Origin of the sequence: Mesorhizobium sp. WSM4976 (genome assembly GCF_029625685.1) — a bacterium.
In the GTDB taxonomy this organism is placed as follows: Bacteria; Pseudomonadota; Alphaproteobacteria; order Rhizobiales; family Rhizobiaceae; genus Mesorhizobium.
The window spans coordinates 176,136-194,843 of the sequence record NZ_JARTVT010000003.1 but is presented as its reverse complement, the minus strand read 5'-3'; the positions used below and the strand labels follow the sequence as shown (position 1 = coordinate 194,843).

Genomic DNA, 18,708 nt, shown 5'->3' with positions numbered 1-18,708 from the left:
CCCAAGCAACTCAGAACCGGTAGCGCAGCAGCCTGCCGACCTTGCGCATGGCAGGGATAAGCCTCCAGAGGCCAACGAACAAGCGCGCGGACCAGCTAAGCCGCGCCCCTTGCTGCGGCTTGTAGGAAGGGATCTCGCCGACGAAGCGAAGTTTCGGCGCCGCCCGCTCCAGTTCGCGCGGATCCTCGATGGCCCAGTGGACCTCGGAGCCGGTGGCCTTGATGGCCGGATTGAGGCGCATCAGCTTCAGCCCGAAACGGCTGTAGGCATCGAACATCAACTCGCCGCCGGCCAGATGGGAGACAAGACGCGCGAACAGCCGGGGCCCTTCGTCGGCGGGGAGATACGGCGAAAGCCCCTCCGCCAACACCATGGCGGGACGGTTGCGGGGCACCACGGCCAGCCAATCCGGCTCGATCACCGACGAGGCAACAAGGTGATAACAGTCACGGGGCGGATAGAGCCTGCGCCTGAGTTCGATGACCTCCGAATAATCGACGTCGAACCAGTCGACGCCTGGCAGCGGATCTAGGCGAAAGATCCGCGTATCGAGCCCGCATCCCAGATTCAGCACGATCGCATCCGGATATCGCGCAAGGAAATCCGCGACGCACAGGTCCAGTGTCTTCGCCCGGATCGCAAAGCCTAGCCCGAGATTGCCGTCGACCTTGAGCCTCGAGAAATCATAGTCGATCCTTCGCACCGCCTCGTCGGCGAAGCGATCCTGGAGCAGCGAATTGGGCAGCCGGCTCTCCAGCGCCTTGCCGTAGAGCGTCATCAGCAAGGTTTCCCTTGCCCCGGTGAGAGCCACCCTTTCGTCGGCCATGATTGTCCTCTCCGGCCCGAAGCTTACTCTATCTGGGGGCCGGCGGCAGGAAGGCAAGTTTCGGGTGGTTGCAACGCTCTGCAAGACCGATATTCGCCGCCAAGGAGATATTGCCATGAACGCTCAGATGACCATGAATACGCAGATGAAACCGATCGCGATCCTTGAGAACGACATCACGCCGGAAGGCAGCGACTACGACGTCGTGCGCCGTGCCATCGAGAAGATCAGCCTCGACTATCGCGACCAGCCCTCGCTGGAGGTCCTGGCCGAGGAAGTCGGCGAGACGCCGACCGGCCTGCAGAAGCTGTTCACGCGGTGGGCCGGCCTGTCGCCGAAAGCCTTCCTGCAGGCAGTGACACTCGACCACGCGCGCAGGCTGCTCGATTCCGGAATGCCGCTCCTGGAGACCTCGTTCGAGCTCGGCATGTCCGGCCCCGGCCGGCTGCACGACCTCTTCGTCACCCATGAGGCCATGTCGCCCGGCGACTACAAGAGCAGGGGCGCGGGACTCACGATCCGCTACGGCTACCACATCTCGCCTTTCGGCATCGCGCTGATCATGGTCACCGACCGCGGCCTCGCGGGCCTCGCCTTCTGCGATGCCGGCGGCGAACGGGCTGCCTTAGCAGACATGTCCGGCCGCTGGCCGAACGCGACTTATGTCGAGGACATGTCAGCCACCCAGGCTTACGCCGCGCGGGTCTTCGACCCGACCAAGTGGCGCGCAGACCAGCCGCTGCGCGTGGTGATGATCGGCACCGATTTCCAGCTTCGCGTCTGGGAGGCCTTGCTGCGCATCCCGATGGGCAGGGCCTGCACCTATTCCTCGATCGCGGCGAGCATCGGCGCGCCAAGCGCCAGCCGGGCCGTCGGCGCGGCGGTGGGCGCCAACCCGATGTCCTTCGTGGTGCCCTGCCATCGCGCTCTCGGCAAATCCGGCGCGCTCACGGGCTACCACTGGGGTCTGACGCGCAAACGCGCCATCCTCGGTTGGGAAGCGGGACAGGTAGGCTTCTGAAACATCGATTTTTTGGCTGCCATTGCGAAAAGCCGCGTATCAACCAGAACCAGACCGGCTTCACCCTGCCCCGGCGTGACCTTGCCGCAGGGCAAGGGCGAGGTGCATGCGTCGCACGGCACCACCTGCCAGTGACGTTTCGGGCTCCGGCGTCTCGGCGTGATCCATGGCAACAGCCAGTCGAACAACGACCTTGCCACCTATGGGCGCGTGGTCATCCCGATCGGCCGCACGCCCAAGCGCCTGGATTGCAGCTGGCTCTACGAGCTCGAGGTCGAGCGCCTGCAGACTGCGGCTGTTGAAGATGGGGCTTCCCCCCGACGGCCAGACGACGGGAAGCGTGTCGGATGCGGCTCCCGCGTCCGCGTCATCGCCTGCCTGGGCCAATGAAGGCTGGAGCAGCCGCGGCGGAACCGACGATGTCAGGAACAAGAAGATGAAATAGCGGCGCGCTGCTTGCCGTTGGCCTGTTTGCCGGCACTTGCGCGCCGGCACAGGCTGCGATCGTCGGCACCTGCACGATCATGATCGGCAACACCGGCGTGATGAAGGCAAACCCATCGATCAACATCTTCGGCTCCAAGCAGGCGGGCGGGCCTAGCGCCAGCGCCACCATTACGGCAAGCTCGCTGCTGTGCACCCTGCTCAACCTGATCGATTGCTATTCCGTCTCCACGCCGGCGACGGCCGCGTTCACGTCCGCGCCGAGCGGCGGCGACACCAATGTCACCTTTGCCTCCGTCTTCCGCCTCGACGGTTCCGGGCTGGACATACCGGGCAGCTCGCCGCAGCGGGTGACCAACGGCACCCATACCATCCAGGTCGATCTCACCGCCACGAAGTCGCCCGGAATCTTCCCGGCAGGCAACTATCAGGACACGGTCACGGTGCTCTGCGAGTGATGCCTGTGGGCCAAGAGCCCGCGCAACCGGCATGATCTGGCAACCGGCGGTCTTTGCGGCTAGCTTCGCCCCCAGCACGCAATTCCCGGACGAGCGCTTCGCCGCCCATTTCGCCAGGAATTGCGAAAAGCAGAATCTTGGAGCAGGTCCGCCTCAAGCGGGCCGGGCCGCTTCAACGGGAGGCAGTTTTTGATTATCGTTGTCGGTTCGATCAACCTCGACCTCATCGCCAATGTCGACCGCCTGCCGGAACCCGGCGAGACGGTCCGCGGCTCCAGCTTTGCCACTGCGCCCGGCGGCAAGGGTGCCAACCAGGCGCTAGCCGCGGCGCGCGCGGGAGCCCAGGTGCGCATGGTGGGCGCGGTCGGCAAGGATAGCTTTGCCCCCGAAGCGCTCGCCCTTCTCAAGGCTGGCAATGTCGATCTCTCCGGGGTCGGCCAGAGCTTCGCCTCCACCGGCACGGCGCTGATCCTGGTCGGCGCCGACGGGGAGAATGTCATCGCCGTCGTGCCGGGCGCCAATGATTCGGTGGTGCCGGGCGATGTCACCAAGGCCTATCTCAAAAAGGGCGATGTCGTGCTCTTGCAGCACGAGATCCCGCTGCCGACGGTAGAAGCCACGCTTGACGCGGCGCGCGCGACGGGCGCCGTCAGCGTGCTCAACACCGCGCCCTTCCGGGCCGAAGCCGCCGGCTTCCTCGGCAAGGCCGACTACGCCGTCGCCAACGAAACCGAGTTCGATCTCTATGGCGAGGCGCTGGCGCTTTCGGGGCGCGACCGCCCTGCCCGCATGCGCGCCTACGCCCAAAAGACCGGCAGCGCCATCGTCGTCACGCTGGGCGGCGACGGCGTGCTGGCCGCGACGTCGCATGATTTCCTCGCCATCCCGGCGCTGAAGATCACGCCGGTCGACACGGTCGGCGCCGGCGACACTTTCTGCGGCTATTTCGGCGCCGGCCTGTCGTCGGGCCTTTCGCTCGAGCAGGCGCTTACCCGTGCCGCTGCGGCCGGCTCGCTCGCCTGCCTGAAGCCTGGCGCGCAGCCGGCGATCCCGCTGAGCAAGGATGTCGATGCGGCTTTGGCGGGCATGCGTTAAGCCATGCGCCCCGTCACAAAACATGCCGTGCCGCCGGCCGGCGATATCTGTCGCCTCTCCGCCGTGGATCTCGCCGACAGGATCAGACAGCGACAACTGTCGGTGCATGAAGTCGTCAGCGCTTTCCTTGACCGCATCGAGGCCGTGAACCCGCTGGTCAACGCCGTTGTATCGCTGCGTGAGCGCGCCGAGATCCTGGCCGAAGCTGAGAGCGCCGATGCTCATTTGGCCCGGGGCGGCGAGACCGGATCGCTGTTCGGCCTGCCGATCGCCATCAAGGACCTCGCCCTGACCAAGGGGCTCAGAACCACCTTCGGCTCGCCGATCTTTGCCGATTTCATTCCCGACACGGACGACTTCTTCGTCGAGCGCATCCGCAAGGCCGGCGCCATCATCATCGGCAAGACCAATGTTCCGGAATTCGGCCTCGGCTCCAACACCTACAATCCAGTCTTCGGGCCGACGCTCAACGCCTTTGATCCGGCGCTCACCGCCGGCGGCTCAAGCGGCGGCGCGGCGGTGGCGCTGGCGCTCGACATGGTGCCGGTCGCCGACGGCAGCGACTTCGGCGGCTCGCTACGCAATCCGGCGGCCTACAACAATATCTACGGCTTCCGTCCCTCGCAGGGACTCGTGCCGGCCGGCCCTGACATCGACGTCTTCTATTCGCAGATGGGCGTCGAGGGACCGATGGGCCGCAGTGTGCGCGACGTCGCGCTGCTGCTCGACGAACAGGCGGGCTACCACCCGCAAGCGCCGTTGTCGTATGCCAAGGAAGGCTCGTTGCTCGACGGGTTGAGGGCAAAAGCCTCCGGCGGCCGCGTCGCCTGGCTGGGCGACCTCGGCGGCTATCTGCCGACGGAACCGGGCGTCCTCGATCTTTGCGAGGCCGCCCTTGCCCGCTTCGCGGGCGCATCGTTCCACAGCCAAACGCTGGTGCCGGATGTCGATTTCGAGGCGTTGTGGCAGGTTTTTGTCACCTTGCGCCAGGCAAGCAGCGGCTGCGGGCTGAAAGCGCATTATGACGATCCGGCAAAACGGAAGCTTCTGAAGCCAGAGGCTATCTGGGAAGTGGAGCAGGCGATGCGTCTCACCGCACCGCAAATCCACGCTGCCGGCGTCCGGCGCACCGCGTGGCATCGCACGTTGCTGTCGCTGTTCGAGCGCTTCGACCTCATCGCCCTGCCGACCGCGCAGGTCTTCCCATTCAATGTGACCACCCACTGGCCGCGCGAGGTCGCGGGGCGAAGCATGGACAGCTATCATCGCTGGATGCAGGTCTCGGCCTTCGCCACGCTGGGCGGCTGCCCGGCGCTCAACGTGCCGGCCGGCTTCGACGAGAAGGGTCGGCCGATGGGTATGCAGCTGATCGGCCGCCCGCGCGGCGACCTTGCCGTGCTCAAGGCCGGCGCCGCCTATGAAGCGACGCTGCCATGGCCGCCGGGGGCTGACTGACGGGCTTGCCCTGCCCGGCCAGCTTGCGCCAACGCCAATCCCGTGCATTGATCGCGCGCCGCCGCATCGGCGCCTGTCCGAGGGAAATCATGTCGCTGGAACTCTACGCCACCTATGTCGTCGCCTGCATCGTCATCATCCTGGTACCGGGCCCGACCGTCACGCTGATCATCGCCAACAGCATCCGCCACGGCTCGCGCGCGGGCTTGGCCAATGTGGCAGGCACCCAAGCCGGGCTTGCCATCATGATCGCCATCGTCGGCATCGGCCTCAACACGCTGATCGCTGGCATGGGTCACTGGTTCGAATGGGTGCGGCTGCTCGGCGCCGCCTACCTGATCTGGATGGGCGTGCAGATGTTTCGCGCAAAAGGCGCGCTGAACCCGGACGGGTCGGCGAAGAAGCCGCGAGGCGGCTTCTTTCTGCAGGGTTTTCTGGTGGCGATCAGCAATCCGAAGACCTTGGTGTTCTTCGGCGCCTTCTTCCCGCAATTCATCGCCCCGCAAGGCAATTACACGCTGCAGATCGTGGTCATGGGCCTGACCGCGATGATCTTCGCCGCCATGTCGGACTCCACCTACGCCCTTGCCGCCGGCCGCGCTGGCCGGTTGCTGTCGGCCAGCCGCGTCAAGCTGATGTCACGCATCAGCGGCAGTTTTCTTGTCGGCGGCGGGCTGTGGCTGGCGTTCTCCAAGGCGAAGTAAGACAAAACGCGCAGGCCCTCACAACAGCGCTTCTGATCCCCCCATCATGGCTACTGGGGTCAAGCAAAATGCTGAGTAGCTACACTGGGCTGCGTAAGAACGCGCTCGCCGTTCTGCTGGTTGGTGCCATATTTGCATTGGGTGCGTTCGTTTTCCTGCGGCAAGTGACAAATGACGCCAGCCCCGTCCGCTCAGTCGACACTCTTGCTGCCACAATCAAGAGTGTTCATTGGGGTAAAGATGCGCCGACGACGTATGTGCTTTTCCTTGATGGCGGCGGTACGGTTCTCGTCGCTGACGATCGGCCGCACCTTATCGGCGCTCGCGCGAACATAGAGCGCGTAACCCGCGACAACGGCTTCGTTTTCTACCGGTTCCCGGAATAGCTCCAGCTTTTAGCCGGGATTTTGTGCAAGCCGACGAGGTGGGGACACCGCACCTTGTCGGCTCAGTACCTATCGAACGCCAACATCATAAGCACAGCGCCGACACCTATCGATTGCTCAATGGGCGACGGCGCTGTGCTTGGCGAATCCAGACTGTATCGAGCAATCCCAGGAAAAGTGTGAGCGGTTTTCCGTCCGGAATTGCGTCTAAACGCACTAGTTGAGCCGCCCCAACCTCTCCACCAGCAGCGCGAAGAATCCATCATGGTCGATGTCGCGCATCACCGTGGCGTTCTTTTCCCGCTTGGTGACGCCCCACCAGTCGATCACCGTCATGCCCATGGTGAGGTCCGACGCGGTCTCCACGCTGACATTGCAGCGGCGACCCTTGAACAGCTCCGGCTTGATCAGATAGGCGATCACACACGGATCGTGCAGCGGCCCACCATCGGTGCCGTATTTCTCCTCGTCATAGCGCTCGAAGAACTCCAGCATCTCAGCGGTCGCGGTGCCGACCTTGGTGCCGAGCTGGCGGAAAGCCTGGATGCGCTTGGAGGTGGTCAGCGCCTTGTGCGTGACGTCGAGTGGCATCATCACGATCGGGATGCCCGATTTGAACACCAGATCGGCGGCCTGCGGGTCGACATAGATGTTGAACTCGGCGGCCGGCGTGACATTGCCGCCCTCGAAGAAGCCGCCGCCCATCAGGACGATTTCCTTGATGCGGGGCGCGATCCTGGGCTCGCGGATCAGTGCCAGCGCGATGTTGGTGAGCGGTCCGAGCGGGCAGAGCGTGATCGTGCCGCTTTCCTCGCCCATCAGCGTCTCGACGATGAAATCGACGGCGTATTGTTCCTGCAGCTTCATGGTTGGCTCAGGCAGCTGCGGCCCGTTCAGGCCGGTCTTGCCATGCACTTCCTCGGCGGTGACGAGCTCGCGCGCCAGCGGGCGTATGGCGCCGGCATAGACCTTGATGTCGGGCCGGCCGGCCAGCTCGCAGATCTTGCGGGCATTGTTCTGCGTCAGCTTCAGCGGCACGTTGCCTGCAACAGCGGTGATGCCGACGATCTCCAGCTCGGAACTGCCGAGCGCCAGCAATATGGCGACGGCATCGTCCTGGCCGGGATCGGTGTCGATGATGATCTTTCTGGACTGGGGCATTTCATTTCCTTTTGGGGAGTCTTTTTGGGCGGGGTTTCAAGCATGATCCCTAAAAGTGGAACCGGTTTTCGGACAAGATCATGCTCGAACGAAGAGCTGAGCCAGGAGGGCGGTTCGACGAAACGTCATCCTGATTTCAGTGGCTTGAACTTGATCGCGCGGCGGACCATATCAAGACCATCGGGAAAAATGCCATCCGGGTTTTTCCAGTTTGTGTCGCTCTTCAGAGGACAGTGTAACAATGAGTCGAATGACGCCCTTCTCCAGCCCGCTTCTTCTGGGCTTCGATGCCATGGAAAAGACGCTTGAGCGTCTGGCGAAGACCGGCGACAGCTATCCTCCGTACAACATCGAACGTCTCGGCGCCGCTGACGGCAAGGCCGAAAGGCTCCGCATCACATTGGCCGTTGCCGGTTTCGCCGAGAGCGATCTCGATGTCACCACGGAGGAAAACCAGCTGATCGTGCGCGGTCGCCAGAGCGACGACACCGAGCGCGAATTCCTCCACCGCGGCATCGCGGCGCGCCAGTTCCAGCGCTGCTTCGTGCTGGCCGATGGCATGCGGGTGATCGCGGCCGAGCTGAAGAACGGCCTGCTGTCGATCGATCTCGATCGGCCGGAGGCCGAGCGGCTGGTACGGAAAATAAACATATCGGTGAAAGACTGACCTTCGCCGATGGCTCTATGCGAGGCGGCCAATCCTGGCGTCTCGCGCCAAGGAGGCTTGAAATGACCAGAACTGACGAAACCATCACCATGACCAGCGGCGAACTCGCCCATCTCGGCGAAGGCTCTGTCGCCTATCTGAGGAAAGTGTCGAGCGACGACCTGCGCGGCCGCTTCCCCGGCCTCGGCGAAATTGCGCCCGGCCTGGAGCTGTGGGCGCTGTTTGCCGCCAACGGCCAGCCGATCCTGCTTTCCGACGCCCGCGACCGGGCGCTGGCGGGTGCGCTTGAGAACGACCTGACCACTGTCGCAATCCACTAACGCGACTCTGAACGTTCGAAACGGAGAGGGCCGCTTGCGGCGGCCCTTGCAAGGTTTATCCCAAAAATTGGCCTTGGAGCAATTCCAGGAAAAGTGCGAGCGGTTTTCCGTCCGGAATTGCATAAAAACAAAGGGATAGAGCGGTTCGCGGTTCCGTGAAACGGTGAAACGCTCTACGCTGCGTGCGAGGCCTGCGTGTCGGACAGCAGCGCGTGGATCGCCACCGCATCGCGCGTACCCCTGATCTTGGCGACCGTATCGGCATCGCGCAGCACGCGCGCGATGCGCGACAGCGCCTTGAGATGGTCCGCGCCTGCGCCTTCGGGCGCAAGCAGCAGAAACACCAGGTCGACCGGCTGGTCGTCCAATGCCTCGAAATCGACCGGCGTTTCCAGCCGCGCGAAGACTCCGGCGATCCGCTTCACGCCGGCGAGCTTGCCGTGCGGAATGGCGATGCCATTGCCGACGCCAGTCGATCCCAGCCGCTCGCGCTGCAGGATGGTGTCGAACACCTCCCGTTCCGGGATTCCCGAAATCGCCGCCGCCCTCTCCGACAGCAATTGCAGAAGCTGCTTCTTGGAATTCGCCTTCAACGCCGGCATGATCGCCGGGACGCTGATGAGATCGCTGAGATCCATGCTTGAAAAATCCCTTGCTCGCCTGCCGCGCCAGTCGTCGCCCCCTCGCGCGGCCGGCTTTTTATGCCTGTGCGACTTTGGTCGTCGACGGATCTATCCAGCCGATATTGCCATCCGGCCGGCGGTAGACGATGTTGAGATGGTCGGTCCCGGCGTTGCGGAACAGGAATACCGGGCTGTCGCTGTTGTCGAGCTCGATGACCGCAGAAGCGACTGACATGGTCCGCAGCGTCATGCTTGATTCGGCGACGATGACCGGAGCGAAGTCCTCCGGAATGTCTTCCTCGTCATCGGTGAGAGGAGCCATCACCGTGTAGGCAATGTCGGTCGGCTCTTCGCCATTGCCATTGCCGGTGTTGCGTGACTTCAGCCGGCGCTTGTAGCGGCGCAGCCGCGTTTCCAGCCGATCGGCCGCCACCTCGAAGGCGAGCGTCGGGTCCTGGGCGTCGCCGGTTGCCTGCAGCGAGGCGCCGGAATCGAGCCGGATCATGCAGTCGGCGGAGAAACGCGACCCCGATTTGATGACCGTGACATGTCCTGAAAAACCCCGATCGAAATATTTCTCGATCGCCTCGCCGACCCGGTCGTTGATGCGCGTGCGGAACGCATCGCCGATGTCCATGTGTTTTCCCGAAATGCGTAGATTCATCTGAAAACTGACCTTCCTTGCCCAGGCTTCAAACTGGTCCCGAGTTTATACCCGTGGTGCGCGCGCACAAGCTTCGCAGCGGCATGCGCGCCGATTTTAGACCCGAACTTTCCGGTTGATCACAAGTCGCCTTCTTGGCCGTCCATGGCCTTGTCTGACGGACCCATTTGCAAGCTGGCATTACCGCCCTGCTCATGCGGGCGGGCTTCTAGACACTTCATTGCGGCTTGTCAATGAAGCTTGGGAATTGTGGAAAATCAGCCAATCTCGCGCCGGCCAGGGCTTGTCGGGATGTGGGGCGGGCCGGCATCATCCGAATACCCGCAGGCCTAGCGGCCGGCGTTCGCGAGCGCTCGCTTCTCCCGTCGCCGTTGCACCGACGACGGAATGTTCATGCCTTCGCGGTATTTCGCGACGGTGCGGCGCGCGATGTCGACCCCGCTTTCCTTGAGCATGTCGACGATGGCGTCGTCGGAAAGCACGTCGGCGGGCTTTTCCTCGTCGATCATCTGCTTGATGCGGTCGCGCACGGCCTCGGACGAGTGCGCTTCGCCGCCTTCGGCCGAGGCGATCGACGCGGTGAAGAAATAGCGCAGCTCGAAAACCCCGCGCGGCGTCAGCATGTATTTGTTTGCGGTGACACGGCTTACGGTCGATTCATGCATGCCGATGGCGTCGGCCACCGTGCGCAGGTTGAGCGGCTTGAGATGGCGCACGCCATGGACGAGGAATGCGTCTTGCTGCCTAACGATTTCCGAGGCCACCTTGAGAATGGTCTTGGCCCGCTGGTCGAGGCTGCGCGTCAGCCAGTTGGCGTTCTGCAGGCATTCGGCCAGAAAATCCTTTTCCGCCTGGTCCTTGACGTGGCTCGAGACACGGGCGAAGTAGACGTTGTCCACCAGCACACGCGGCAGCGTGTCGGCGTTGAGCTCCACGGCCCAGCTGCCGTCATTGGCGGCGCGCACCTCGACATCGGCGACAATCGCGTCGCTTGCGCCGCCCGAGAACGCCAGGCCTGGCCGCGGATCGAGCGCGCGGATCTCGGCCAGCATGTCGAGGAGGTCCTCCTCATCGACGCCGCAGATGCGTTTCAGCGTCTGGAAATCCCGCCGCGCCAGGAGCTCAAGGTTGGCGACCAGCGCTTTCATCGCCGGATCGAGCCTGTCGCGCGACTGGAGCTGCAGCGACAGGCATTCGGCAAGGTCGCGCGCGAAAAGGCCCACCGGCTCGAACGTCTGGCAGACGCCAAGCACGCGTGCCACCGTGGCGCCATCGGCGCCAAGCCGGGCGGCGATCTCACTGAGGTCGGCGCGCAGATAGCCGGCCTCGTCTAGCCCCTCGGCAAGCTCGCCCGCGATGAGGCGTTCGCCGGGGTTCAGCGAAGCAAGCGCGATCTGCTCGCCGACATGTTCGCGCAATGTGACGGCGGCTGCGGCCATGTCGCCGACGTCGAACCCCTCGGATGAGGCCGTGCCGGCACTGCCCGCGGCCGACTTCCACTGCGCCGTGAGATCCGGCCCCAGCCGCTCGCTGGTGCCGGGATCGTCGGGAAACAGGTTCTCCAGGGAAGAGTCCAGTTTTTGCGAGATCGCTTCCGCGCTCCACTCCGTCTCGCCCTCGAACCAGTCGCCTGCGCTATCCCGCTCCGGCGCTGCCTCGCTTTTCTGAGCTTGGTCGCTGGCGGCGTCGTCCTGTGGTTCGGCCCGCTCCAAGAGAGGGTTGCGCTCGATCTCCTCGTCGATGAAGCGCTCGAGCTCGACATGGGTGAGCTGCAGCAGCCGGATCGACTGCATCAGCTGCGGCGTCATCACCAGCGACTGGGATTGTCTGAGCTGCAGTTTGGCTGCCAGCGCCATGGTGGGATTCAAACGCCTCGTCTACGCGTCGGACTCTTGCTTTCCGGTCGGGCATAGAAACTGGCCCGGCTTTTGCTTGTCAAGGGAAACGCTAGCAGTTGCGGCTTACCGGAGCGTTATCGAGCGCTAAAACAGCCGAAAATCGTGACACGATCATCGAAAACCGCGAAAATCGCGGATCAGAGCGTAAAGCCCTCGCCGAGATAGAGACGCCGCACATCGGCGTTGGCGACGATTTCGTCGGCCCGGCCATGCGTGAGCACCTGGCCGGCATGGATGATATAGGCGCGATCGATCAGGCCGAGCGTCTCGCGCACATTGTGGTCGGTGATCAAGACGCCGATACCGCGCGCCGTGAGGTGACGGACGAGCTGCTGAATGTCGGCAACGGCGATCGGGTCGATGCCGGCGAAGGGCTCGTCGAGCAGCATATAGGCAGGGCGCGTCGCCAGCGCCCGGGCGATTTCCAGGCGACGCCGTTCGCCGCCCGACAGCGACATCGACGGCGCCTTGCGCAGATGGCTGATGTGGAATTCCTCGAGCAGCTCGTCGAGATTGCGCTCGCGCACCTTGCGATCCTTTTCGACCACTTCCAGCACGGCGCGGATATTCTGCTCGACGTTCAGGCCCCGGAAGATCGACGCTTCCTGCGGCAGATAGCCGATACCAAGGCGGGCGCGCCGGTACATCGGCATCGACGTGACATCGAAGCCGTCGATCTCGATCGAGCCTTCATCGACGGGAACGAGGCCCGTGACCATGTAGAAACAGGTGGTCTTCCCAGCGCCGTTGGGGCCAAGCAGGCCGACGGCCTCGCCGGCGCGCACGCCGAGCGTCACCCCGCTCACCACCTTGCGGCCCTTGTAGCTTTTGGTCAGGCCCTTGGCGATCAGGGTACCCTTGAACTTCGCCTTGTCGGCGCCGACCGTCGCCGGAGCAGCCGGCGTTGCGGCCGCCCGTCCCGGAAGACGGGCAAGCAGCGAGGACACGCCGGCCATTACTTGCTCGACGCTCCCTGCTGGGCCGCGCCCTGCTTCTGGGGCGTGATCGACATGATGACGCGGCCGCTGCTGCCACAGCCGTCGACATTGCCGAGGCCGCTCTTCATCTGCACCGTCAGCTTGCAGCCCTTGAGCACGTTGTCGCCCTGCGACAGGACCACTTCCTTACCCTGGAGCGTGAGGACCTGGGTCTTCATGTCGAACGTGCCCGTATCGCCGGTGGCGATCTGGTCATTCGACTTGATGTAGACCTTGTTCTCGACCACCAGGTGGTCGATGTTGGCGGCGCCCGTCATAGCCGACGCTCCGGCCGCGGCGCTTTTGCCTGCATTGGGATCCTTGACATAGTAGACCGTCATCTTGCCGGCCTTGAGCAGCGTCGGCCCCTGGTTGACGGTGACATTACCGCTGAAAACGGCCACGCTGTCGGCCTGCCGGACCTCCAGCTTGTCGCTCTCGATCTGGATCGGCTGGTCGCCGGACAGCTTGAGCCCAGACATCTGGGTGGTCGCGCTCGACTGCGCGAAGGAATGCGCCGTCCCCAGAAATAGCAGTGCGGAGGCAGCGCCCAGAGCCCATGCGGATTTACTGCGACGCATTCTGTTCTCCACTGTTTACCCCTGCCGCCTTCAGCGCAGTCGGATCGATTTTGACACGAACCCGGTTCTCGAAGACCACCAGCCTGCCATTGTCCTCGACCGACATCGAGTCCGCGGTGATGCGCGACCCGCCACGGCTGACGTCGACCGGATTGCTCGTCTTCATAGAGCCTTTGCCCATGTCTAGGAAGATCGATTTGAATTTCGCCGCAAGGCCGTCCGTCGTCGTCACGCTGACGTCGCTGGTGAGGTTCATCGTATTGGCGTCACGATTGTAGATACCGTGCTCGGCATCGACCGATACGATGTTGTCGGTGGCGACGGGCAGTTTGGCGTTGATGCCTTCGAGATCGATCACAGCCTGCTGGCCGACATCCTGCGTCGCTCTGGTCGCCGTCAGCGAGTAGGGCAGCTTCTGCTTGGTGAAGCCGTTCAGCTTCGGATTGGCCATTACCAGCTTGCCGTTCGAAAACGCCGTGCCGTCGGCCTGCACGGAAATGGAAATGGGCGCTTTAAGGTAGGAATAGACGGGAAAGGCGATCGCAATAGCGGCCGCTAGCAGCGGCACCGCGAATTTCAGCACGCGCACGCGGCGCGAGTGCCGTTGCGCGCGGTTGAACGCCTCGCCGCGCGTGCCGTCTTGGATCGCGTGAGCCGGTGCCACAGCGGCATCGCTCGTGTCGTCAGATCGCGCCAACATGACTTTTCTAATGGACCTTTGCCCGCCCAAACATCGCCTATAGGTGGTATGCCGGCACCTACACGCAAGCACAAGGGAGCGAAAACTGCAAAAATGTGACGGCTGCCGCCCACAAAATCGAGAGGAATTCGGGGAGACGGCCCGCACTTCATAGCAGATACAGAACGGGACTGCGTTAATTTTTCGTGAGGTCGGGATCAACGCCGAGGCTCGAAGCCGGCGTTCAGGAAACGGTAGCCGTGTGCCGAGGCTTGCTTTAAAAGGCGTGCTTTCCCACCAATCCATGAGGCTGACGATGGCAATGAGAGCCGACGACCTGATCGACCGCCGCCGCTTGCGCCGCAAGCTGACTTTCTGGCGCGTGGCCGCTTTTGTTGTTCTGGCGGCAGCGGTGATCGCCTTCGCGGCATGGATCTATGACGACAATTTTACCGGCCAGGCGGTCCCCCATATCGCCAAGGTGAAGATCGAAGGCACCATCACCGAGGACGAGGAACTGCTCAAAAGGCTGGAAGCGATCCGCAAGTCGCCTCAGGTGAAGGGCGTCATCCTGTCGATCGATTCGCCCGGAGGCACCACGGTCGGTGGCGAGTCGACATTCGAAGCCGTGCGCAAGCTTTCTGGCGACAAGCCTGTGGTGGCCGAGGTCGGCACGCTGGCGGCATCGGCCGGCTACATGATCGCGAGCGCTGCCGACCATATCGTTGCCCGCAAGACCTCGATCGTCGGCTCGATCGGGGTGCTGATCCAATATCCTGACGTCAGCGGTCTCATGGACAAGCTCGGCATCAAGCTGGAGGAAGTGAAATCCTCGCCGCTCAAGGCTTCGCCCTCGCCCTTCAAGCCGACCAATGACGATGAGCGTGCCATGGTGCGCAAGCTGATCCTCGACAGCTACGACTGGTTCGTCGGCATCGTCGCGGACCGCCGCAAGATGACGCATGAGCAGGCGCTGGCCCTGGCCGACGGTTCGATCTTCACCGGCCGCCAGGCTTTGGCCAACCATCTGGTCGACGCCGTCGGTGGCGAGCAGGAGGCGATCGACTGGCTGGCGACGAAAGGCGTGGACGCCAAGCTCAAAGTCGTCGAGTGGAAGGACAAGGACAGGCGTGGCGGTTTCCTGTTCTCCCAGTCGATGGCAAAAATGGCCGCCAAGGCGCTTGGCCTGCCGGATAGCGGCGGCGATGTCATTCACGAGCTTGGCGCCGACCGCTTGTTTCTTGACGGTCTCGTTTCGGTCTGGCACCCTTGACATGCCGTTGGCACGAGCCAAAAAAGCAATAAAAATCATCCTGATAATCGTCTGCAGTGGTTTTACGGGGAACGTTCCATGATCAAATCCGAGCTTGTGCAGATCATTGCTGCACGCAACCCGCACCTTTTCCTGCGCGACGTCGAGAACATCGTCGGTGCGATCTTCGATGAAATCACCGACGCGCTTGCCGAGGGCAACCGGGTCGAATTGCGCGGTTTCGGCGCCTTTTCGGTGAAGAACCGTCCAGCCCGCACCGGCCGCAACCCGCGCACCGGCGAATCCGTCGAGGTCGAGGAAAAGTGGGTGCCGTTCTTCAAGACCGGCAAGGAGTTGCGCGAAAGACTGAACGGCGGCAAATAGGCGCCGCGCCGGCGGGTTGAGACGGCATCTTGGCGCCTAAAGCATGTCTCCCGAAAGTGGAGGCCGATTTCGGGGCAAAGACATGCGCGCTTAGGAAGCTTCTCTCTATGGAGATCTGATGTTCAATCGCTTCATCCTCGTCGTGGTCTTCGTGCCGCTGGCCATCATCCTGATCGCGCTTGCCGTCGCCAATCGCGGCGCCGTCGCCTTCACGCTCGATCCGTTCCACCCCGGCAATCCCGCGCTGACGCTGAACATGCCGCTTTTCATCTTCCTTTTCCTGGCCTTGGCCATCGGCATGGTCGTCGGAAGCATGGCGACGTGGGTGAGGCAGGGCCGCTACCGCAAGCTCGCGCGCCAGCGCGGCCTGGAGGCTGAAAACCTGCGCCAGGCGGTGAGCCGCGCGCCGGCCGCGCCGAACGGACCGGTGCTGCCCAAGCCGACCAATTAACGCAATCCGGAGCCTTCGATGCTGACCATTTCGGCCGCTGAGGTCGACCGCGCGCTGACCTTTCCCGGTCTGGTCGAGACATTGCGCACCGCCTTTCGCGAGGGCGCCGTGCAGCCGGTTCGTCACCATCACGGCGTCGAGCGGCCGGACGGCGCCGCCTCGACCCTGCTTTTGATGCCGGCCTGGACCGACTTCAACGCCGCTGGTACTTCCGCCGATGGCCATATCGGCGTCAAGATTGTCACCGTGTCGCCGGACAACAACACAAAAGGCAAGCCGGCGGTGATGGGCCTCTATCTCTTGCTCGACGGCATCACCGGCGAGCCACAGGCGATGATCGACGGGCAGCGGCTGACGCAGTGGCGCACGACCTGCGCCTCGGCGCTCGCCGCCTCCTATCTCGCCCGCAAGGACGCCTCTCGGCTTCTGGTGATCGGCGCCGGCGCGCTGTCACCGTTCCTTGCCAAGGCGCATTCGGCGGTCAGGCCGATCACCTCCATCCGCATCTGGAACCGCACGCCGGCCAATGCCGAAAAAGTGGCCGCCGCCTTGCGTGCCGAAGGCCTTCCGGCAAGCGCCGCCAGCGATCTCGACGCGGAGCTTGCCGAGGCCGACATCGTCGCCTCGGCGACGATCTCCAACACGCCGCTGGTCAAGGGCGCGCTGCTGAAAGCGGGCGCCCATGTCGATCTGGTCGGCGGCTTCACGCCCGATATGCGCGAGGCCGACGACGATGCCATTTCGCGGGCGCGCGTCTATGTCGACACCCGTGCCGGCGCCACCAAGGAAGCTGGCGACATCGTCCAGCCTCTGGCCTCGGGCCTGCTGAAACCGGAAGCGATCGTCGCCGATCTACACGAACTCGCGCGCGGCGAGAAACAGGGGCGACAAAACGACAGCGAGATCACGCTGTTCAAGTCGGTTGGCGCGGCGCTTGAAGATCTGGCCGCCGGCATCGCTGTTTACAAGGCGCTGAAGTAGCCGCTAGGCCACCCTGGCTTCCATCGCTTCGCCGATCAGCCGGAAATCACGCTCGCTGATTTCGAACAGGCCGAAGCGCAGCTGATAGCCCCAGTTCGGCTTGCCCGCCGTGAAGTCGAGCCTGTCGAGCAGCGGCTTGATCGGCGCTTCCATGGCCGCGCGCCACTCGACGTCGCGTCGCGCCGGCGTGAAACCGCCGCCCATGAGGCCCTCATAGACTTCCCCTTGCCGCACCGTGCCAATCGCGGTGAAGGATTGCAGGCCGTCCTTCTCGCCGAACGTGGTACTCGGCGAGTAGTAGGCGATGCCGTCGCCCGGCTTGATGCGGCGCAGCGGCGCCGCCTTGCCGTGGTTGACCTGCATGAAGCCGTTCTTGCGGCCGATCCGCACATGCTCGGCCGATGCGACTGCGAGCCAGAAGGCGCTCACCCCTGTGCTCCATCGAACGGCCAGTAGACGCGCAGGCGATGATTGTCGGGATCGAGCGCGACGAAGGTGCGGCCGAAATCGAGATCGGTTGGGGCTTGCAGCATGCTGAGACCCCTGCCAGTCCAATCAGCATGCGTGGCGTCGACCGCTGCCGCGTTCTCGACGGCAAGCACGAGCTCGCCGCCACCGCCTGCTGCGGCCGCGGCCGGTTCCACCGTGTGGCGCGACCAGAGGCCGAGCCTGAAGCCCTTGTCGAGCACGAACATCACGAAGGTTGGCGAAGACTCGACAGGCTCGCGTCCGAGCAGCCTGGTATAGAAAGCGCCGCTGTTTTCGGGGCTGTCGACATAGAGGATGACGAAATTCGGCGTGGTCATATCTGATCTCCAAAGTGTCTGAACCTTGGAAACCATACACACACCTACTGTCAGATTCTGGCAGCAGCAGCGATCAGCCGGAAGTGTCTTTCGCGCCGCTCTGGCCTGCCGCGCCGAGCGTCGTCCGCCATTCCTTCAGCATGGACTGGCGGCGGCGCGGATAACGGATGTCGGTGGCCGTCAGTTCGGACATCCTGTCCGCGCGGAAATGCCGGAAATCCTCGCGCATCTCGCACCACGCCACCATCACCCGCACCTTGTCGAAGAAGCTCAGCGCGAACGGCCAGACCAGGCGCTTCGACGGCGAGCCACCGGCGTCGCGATAGAGGAAGCCGAGCTTGCGCTCGTCGCGGATCGCCTGCCGCACGACGCCGAGGTCGATCGCTTCGACGTTTTCCGATCGCGGCCCAACAAGCAGTGTCGTCGCGTCGAGATCCTCACGCAGATCATCCGGCAGCACCGCGGCAATCTTGGCTAGCGCGTCGGCTGCGGCGGCCGACAACCTTTTGTCCGGCTGTTTCGCCACCCAACGCGAGCCGAGCACGATCGCCTCGATCTCCTCGTCTGTGAACATGAGCGGCGGCAGCATGAAGCCCGGCTTCAGCACATAGCCAAGCCCCGCCTCGCCTTCGATCGGCGCCCCCTGCCCCTGCAGCGTCGTGATATCGCGATAGAGCGTGCGGATCGACACACCCATCTCGTCCGCAAGCGTGCGGCCGCTCACCGGCCGGCGATGGCGGCGCAGGATCTGGATAAGGTCGAGCAGGCGTTCAGAGCGAGGCATGATTGGCTATCCGGTGCGCCGGACAATAGGGCTGGCCCCGTCATCACGGCAAGCGACCCTCCAAGGGAACGCCTGCCGGTCGCGGCCGTTG

At 63.7% G+C, this 18,708-nt stretch carries 24 protein-coding genes; 13 read left to right on the top strand and 11 right to left on the bottom strand.

The window, feature by feature from the left end:
* Positions 1-10: 10 nt before the first annotated feature.
* A complete protein-coding gene (locus P9272_RS05045) occupies positions 11-826 on the bottom strand; it encodes a class I SAM-dependent methyltransferase (RefSeq protein ID WP_278159504.1) in 816 nt (271 codons plus the stop codon).
* A gap of 115 nt (positions 827-941) precedes the next feature.
* Here P9272_RS05045 and P9272_RS05040 point away from each other — a divergent pair, with 115 nt between their 5' ends.
* The 7 genes from P9272_RS05040 to P9272_RS05010 all read left to right on the top strand — a co-directional run bounded on the left by P9272_RS05040 (position 942) and on the right by P9272_RS05010 (position 6,389).
* Positions 942-1,847 carry a methylated-DNA--[protein]-cysteine S-methyltransferase gene (locus tag P9272_RS05040; protein ID WP_278159502.1) on the top strand — a complete coding sequence of 302 codons (906 nt, stop codon included), beginning with the start codon at positions 942-944 and terminating at the stop codon, positions 1,845-1,847.
* 159 nt (positions 1,848-2,006) lie between these two features.
* Positions 2,007-2,237 carry a hypothetical protein gene (locus P9272_RS05035; RefSeq protein WP_278159500.1) on the top strand — a complete coding sequence of 77 codons (231 nt, stop codon included), beginning with the start codon at positions 2,007-2,009 and terminating at the stop codon, positions 2,235-2,237.
* 134 nt (positions 2,238-2,371) lie between these two features.
* On the top strand, positions 2,372-2,749 hold the full coding sequence (locus tag P9272_RS05030) for a hypothetical protein (RefSeq protein WP_278159498.1): 378 nt from the start codon (positions 2,372-2,374) through the stop codon (positions 2,747-2,749).
* A 189-nt stretch (positions 2,750-2,938) separates the two neighbouring features.
* Positions 2,939-3,844 (top strand): ribokinase, encoded by a 906-nt coding sequence (locus tag P9272_RS05025; protein ID WP_278159497.1) that lies wholly within the window; start codon positions 2,939-2,941, stop codon positions 3,842-3,844.
* Positions 3,845-3,847: 3 nt separating this feature from the next.
* Positions 3,848-5,299 (top strand): amidase, encoded by a 1,452-nt coding sequence (locus P9272_RS05020; RefSeq protein WP_278159495.1) that lies wholly within the window; start codon positions 3,848-3,850, stop codon positions 5,297-5,299.
* Between the two features lie 89 nt (positions 5,300-5,388).
* Complete coding sequence (locus P9272_RS05015) at positions 5,389-6,003, top strand: LysE family translocator (protein WP_278159493.1); 615 nt, start codon at positions 5,389-5,391, stop codon at positions 6,001-6,003.
* Positions 6,004-6,071: 68 nt separating this feature from the next.
* Positions 6,072-6,389 (top strand): hypothetical protein, encoded by a 318-nt coding sequence (locus tag P9272_RS05010; RefSeq protein WP_128256244.1) that lies wholly within the window; start codon positions 6,072-6,074, stop codon positions 6,387-6,389.
* 216 nt (positions 6,390-6,605) lie between these two features.
* Here the strand turns inward: P9272_RS05010 and P9272_RS05005 are convergent, their stop codons facing one another.
* Positions 6,606-7,550: a nucleoside hydrolase gene (locus P9272_RS05005; RefSeq protein WP_278159491.1), complete on the bottom strand. Its 945-nt coding sequence runs from the start codon at positions 7,548-7,550 to the stop codon at positions 6,606-6,608.
* Between the two features lie 241 nt (positions 7,551-7,791).
* Here P9272_RS05005 and P9272_RS05000 point away from each other — a divergent pair, with 241 nt between their 5' ends.
* Complete coding sequence (locus tag P9272_RS05000; protein WP_128256247.1) at positions 7,792-8,217, top strand: Hsp20 family protein; 426 nt, start codon at positions 7,792-7,794, stop codon at positions 8,215-8,217.
* A gap of 62 nt (positions 8,218-8,279) precedes the next feature.
* Positions 8,280-8,537: a DUF1150 family protein gene (locus tag P9272_RS04995; protein ID WP_036257920.1), complete on the top strand. Its 258-nt coding sequence runs from the start codon at positions 8,280-8,282 to the stop codon at positions 8,535-8,537.
* Positions 8,538-8,710: 173 nt separating this feature from the next.
* Here P9272_RS04995 and ptsN read toward each other — a convergent pair whose 3' ends face one another.
* From ptsN to lptC, 6 genes are all read right to left on the bottom strand, one after another.
* Positions 8,711-9,175 carry a PTS IIA-like nitrogen regulatory protein PtsN gene (gene ptsN / locus P9272_RS04990; RefSeq protein ID WP_042641064.1) on the bottom strand — a complete coding sequence of 155 codons (465 nt, stop codon included), beginning with the start codon at positions 9,173-9,175 and terminating at the stop codon, positions 8,711-8,713.
* Between the two features lie 61 nt (positions 9,176-9,236).
* Entirely contained in the window at positions 9,237-9,824 is a 588-nt protein-coding gene (raiA, locus tag P9272_RS04985) for a ribosome-associated translation inhibitor RaiA (RefSeq protein ID WP_278159486.1), read from the bottom strand.
* A gap of 329 nt (positions 9,825-10,153) precedes the next feature.
* The gene (rpoN, locus tag P9272_RS04980; RefSeq protein ID WP_278159484.1) at positions 10,154-11,680 is read right to left on the bottom strand and encodes an RNA polymerase factor sigma-54; all 1,527 of its coding nucleotides are present in this window, start codon (positions 11,678-11,680) and stop codon (positions 10,154-10,156) included.
* Positions 11,681-11,859: 179 nt separating this feature from the next.
* Positions 11,860-12,678 carry an LPS export ABC transporter ATP-binding protein gene (gene lptB, locus P9272_RS04975; protein ID WP_128256250.1) on the bottom strand — a complete coding sequence of 273 codons (819 nt, stop codon included), beginning with the start codon at positions 12,676-12,678 and terminating at the stop codon, positions 11,860-11,862.
* Positions 12,678-13,280, bottom strand: coding sequence for an LptA/OstA family protein (locus P9272_RS04970; protein WP_278159481.1), 603 nt, complete (start codon positions 13,278-13,280; stop codon positions 12,678-12,680). Before P9272_RS04970 ends, lptB begins: the two co-directional genes overlap by 1 nt.
* Complete coding sequence (gene lptC / locus P9272_RS04965; RefSeq protein ID WP_128256252.1) at positions 13,267-13,980, bottom strand: LPS export ABC transporter periplasmic protein LptC; 714 nt, start codon at positions 13,978-13,980, stop codon at positions 13,267-13,269. The genes P9272_RS04970 and lptC overlap by 14 nt, the downstream gene beginning before the upstream one ends.
* A gap of 295 nt (positions 13,981-14,275) precedes the next feature.
* On the opposite strand from lptC, the gene sppA reads away from it, so the two are divergent.
* The 4 genes from sppA (at position 14,276) to P9272_RS04945 (ending at position 17,027) form a co-directional block, all read left to right on the top strand.
* Positions 14,276-15,232 (top strand): signal peptide peptidase SppA, encoded by a 957-nt coding sequence (gene sppA, locus P9272_RS04960; RefSeq protein ID WP_278159479.1) that lies wholly within the window; start codon positions 14,276-14,278, stop codon positions 15,230-15,232.
* A 78-nt stretch (positions 15,233-15,310) separates the two neighbouring features.
* On the top strand, positions 15,311-15,595 hold the full coding sequence (locus tag P9272_RS04955; RefSeq protein WP_027165368.1) for an integration host factor subunit beta: 285 nt from the start codon (positions 15,311-15,313) through the stop codon (positions 15,593-15,595).
* Positions 15,596-15,713: 118 nt separating this feature from the next.
* Complete coding sequence (locus P9272_RS04950) at positions 15,714-16,046, top strand: DUF1049 domain-containing protein (protein ID WP_128256254.1); 333 nt, start codon at positions 15,714-15,716, stop codon at positions 16,044-16,046.
* An 18-nt stretch (positions 16,047-16,064) separates the two neighbouring features.
* Complete coding sequence (locus P9272_RS04945) at positions 16,065-17,027, top strand: ornithine cyclodeaminase family protein (protein ID WP_278159476.1); 963 nt, start codon at positions 16,065-16,067, stop codon at positions 17,025-17,027.
* Between the two features lie 3 nt (positions 17,028-17,030).
* Here the strand turns inward: P9272_RS04945 and P9272_RS04940 are convergent, their stop codons facing one another.
* The 3 genes from P9272_RS04940 to P9272_RS04930 form a co-directional block, all read right to left on the bottom strand.
* Complete coding sequence (locus P9272_RS04940) at positions 17,031-17,456, bottom strand: EVE domain-containing protein (protein ID WP_278159474.1); 426 nt, start codon at positions 17,454-17,456, stop codon at positions 17,031-17,033.
* Positions 17,453-17,833: a VOC family protein gene (locus P9272_RS04935; RefSeq protein ID WP_278159472.1), complete on the bottom strand. Its 381-nt coding sequence runs from the start codon at positions 17,831-17,833 to the stop codon at positions 17,453-17,455. The genes P9272_RS04940 and P9272_RS04935 overlap by 4 nt, the downstream gene beginning before the upstream one ends.
* Positions 17,834-17,906: 73 nt before the next feature.
* Positions 17,907-18,617 (bottom strand): YafY family protein, encoded by a 711-nt coding sequence (locus P9272_RS04930; protein ID WP_278159470.1) that lies wholly within the window; start codon positions 18,615-18,617, stop codon positions 17,907-17,909.
* Positions 18,618-18,708 lie beyond the last annotated feature (91 nt).